We start from the raw sequence: 2,808 nt of genomic DNA, 5'->3' as shown, positions 1-2,808 counted from the left end.
CCCACGACCCGCTCCCCCTCCCGCAGGAACCCGACCACCTTCGCCCGGTTCGCCGCCAGCGCCCCGTAACCGGCGGCCGTCCGCACCAGGGTCGCCACATAGCGCGCGTCGTCCATCTGGGCGTCGTAGTACTGCAACGCCCCCACCAGCGCGTCCTTCTTCAGCGCGGGTGCCACCTGCAGCGCGCGCTTGCGCGTCAGGTGCCGGTGCGTGGGAAGCCCGCGCCCGTGCCCCGACGACAACGACATCGCGTCGTAGAGCGCCACACCGCTTCCCGCGTACCACCGCTCCCAGCCCTTGTGCTGCAGGGGATAGAGGAACGCCACCGGCTTCACCAGGTGCGGGGCGAGCCGCTCAAGCAGCAGCCCGCGCTCCTTCAGCGCCTCCCGTACGAGTGCGAAATCCAGCATCTCCAGATAGCGGAGCCCGCCGTGGATCAGCTTGCTCGACCTGCTCGACGTCCCCGATGCCCAGTCCCGCGCCTCCACGAGCCCGGTCGACAGGCCCCGGGTCACGGCGTCCAGCGCCGTCCCCGCACCCACCACCCCCGCGCCCACGACGAGCACGTCCAGTTCCCGCTCGGCCATCCCGGCGAGCGCCGCTGCGCGCTCCTCGGGTCCCAGTGTCGCTGTCCTCACTGCTGCCTCCCGTAGATCGGGGTGGTCCGGCTCACGTCATCACTGCCGACTGCTCACTTCCGCACATCCACGATTCTGTCCGTACCCACCGACATCGGCCACCTCCTGTGGATAACACTCGGACACCCCAGACCGCCCCAATCCCGCATATCGGTCATATTTACTCCTAACCTGACATAGCGATCTCCACAGGGGTTGCGCGACCACCCCGCTCCGGCTATTGGGAAGGACGGCCCACCGCCATGCCCGCAGATCTCGCCGTCATCGGACTCGGTCACCTCGGCCTCCCCCTCGCCCAGGCCGCAGTGGCGACCGGCATCGACACCATCGGATACGACACCGACCCGGACCGCCTCGCAGGGCTCGCCGCCGACCGCACCCACCACGCCGACATCCGCCGCCTGCTCTCCGGCGGCTTCCGCCCCATCACCGATCCGGCCGAACTGGGCCGGGTCCGTACCGCCGTCATCTGCGCCCCCACCCCCCTGGGCGCCGACCGCGCCCTGGACCTGACCGATGTGGCCGACGCGGCCCGTGCGCTGGCCGCCCGGCTGCGGCCGTACACCACGGTGATCCTGGAATCACCCGTCTACCCCGGCACCACGGAGGAATTCCTCCGTCCCCTCCTCGAAGAGGGCTCGGGCCTGCGGGCGGGCCGCGATTTCCACCTGGCGTACTCCCCCACCCGCCAGGACCCCGGCAGCCGCGCACCCTCATACGCCTCCACGCCCAAGGTCATCGGCGGCCTCACCCCCGCCTGCACCGAATCGGCGGCCGCCTTCTACGGACGCCTCACCGACAAGGTGGTCCGCGCCCGTGGCCTGCGCGAGGCCGAGATGACCAAGCTCCTCGAATCGAACTACCGCCACGTCAACATCGCCCTGGTCAACGAGATGGCGGTCCTCTGCCACGAGATGGGCGTCGACCTCTGGGACGTCATCCGCTGTGCCGAGACCAAGCCCTTCGGCTTCCAGCCCTTCCGTCCCGGCCCCGGCGTCGGCGGCCACGGCGTCCCCATGGACCCCTCGTACCGCCCGCCCACCGGCGGCGCCCTGCGCATGGTCGGCCTGGCCCAGGACATCAACAACCGCATGCCGCAGTACGCGGTCCAGCGCTGCGCCACCCTCCTCAACGAGCACGGCAAATCGGCCCGCGGCGCCCGCGTACTGCTCCTGGGCGTCACCTACAAGCCGGACCTCGCCGACCAGGAGGGCTCCCCCGCCCCCGAGATCGCCCGCCGTCTGATGGACCTCGGCGCCTCGGTCAGCTACCACGACCCGCACGTCCCCGACTGGCGCGTGCACACCGTCCCGGTGCCCCGCGCGGACTCGCTCTACGAGGCCGCGGCGGCGGCCGACCTCACCGTTCTGCTCCAGAACCACCGCACATACGACCTCCAGGGCCTCTCCGTGAAGGCCCAGCTCCTCCTGGACACCAGGGGAGCCTCCCCTGGGGGCGCAGCGCACCGACTCTGACCCCTGCTAACCTGCGGCGTTCACAACTCGCACACAAGTGCGTTTACGTCCCAGGGGGACCACCATGAGCCAGACCACGCCTCCGCCCGCCCAGCCGTCCGAACCGCAGCCCTCCGCACCGCAGCCGGAGACCTTCGGCTACCCGGCGGCCCCCGTAGGAGCCGCACCCGTCGCCGCCCCGGTTCGCCGCACCGACAACCTCGCCGGCGGGCTGCTCACAGCCTTCGCCGTCGCCGTCGTCGCGGCAGGCGTCTACGGCGGTATCGCCGGAGCCCTGGAGCGGGAGATCGGTTACGCGGCCGTCGGCGTCGGCTTCGTCATAGCCCTGGCCGCGTGCAAGGTCGGCGGCCGCAGCGTCTGGCTGTTCGTGGTGTCCGCCGTGTTCGCTCTGGGAGCCACCTATCTGGGGCAGCTCCTGGAGATCGCCATCATCGTCACGAAGCACACCGACGAATCGGTGACGGACCTGTTCACCGGCCACTTCGGTGCGCTGACCGACACGTGGAAAGAGGCTCAGGACTTCATGGGGTACCTCTTCCTCGCCCTCTCCGTGGTCGGTGCGTACTCCGGTGCCAAGAAGGCCAACGGCTGACCCGTCCCCACCGCAGGAGCCCGCAACGGACCGCCGTTGCGGGCTCTTCGCCGTAATCGCTCCCCGCCGCACCTGCCGCCCCCACAGCCCCCATTGGTAACTT

3 protein-coding genes are annotated in these 2,808 nt (G+C 70.6%); 2 read left to right on the top strand and 1 reads right to left on the bottom strand.

The annotated features are described in order from the left end of the window. Positions 1–638: FAD-dependent oxidoreductase (locus tag J0695_RS37135; RefSeq protein ID WP_206969169.1), on the bottom strand; the 638-nt coding region annotated here is incomplete at its 3' end. Positions 639–880: 242 nt separating this feature from the next. Here J0695_RS37135 and J0695_RS37130 point away from each other — a divergent pair. Together J0695_RS37130 and J0695_RS37125 are read left to right on the top strand one after the other, a co-directional pair. Next, on the top strand, positions 881–2,113 hold the full coding sequence (locus J0695_RS37130) for a nucleotide sugar dehydrogenase (protein WP_206969168.1): 1,233 nt from the start codon (positions 881–883) through the stop codon (positions 2,111–2,113). A gap of 64 nt (positions 2,114–2,177) precedes the next feature. After that, positions 2,178–2,705: a hypothetical protein gene (locus tag J0695_RS37125; RefSeq protein ID WP_206969167.1), complete on the top strand. Its 528-nt coding sequence runs from the start codon at positions 2,178–2,180 to the stop codon at positions 2,703–2,705. Positions 2,706–2,808: the final 103 nt, after the last annotated feature.

It is taken from the genome of Streptomyces beijiangensis, assembly GCF_017315755.1.
GTDB lineage: Bacteria > Actinomycetota > Actinomycetes > Streptomycetales > Streptomycetaceae > Streptomyces > Streptomyces beijiangensis.
Note: the sequence above shows the minus strand (reverse complement) of the source record. Positions and strands in the feature narration are given on the sequence as shown.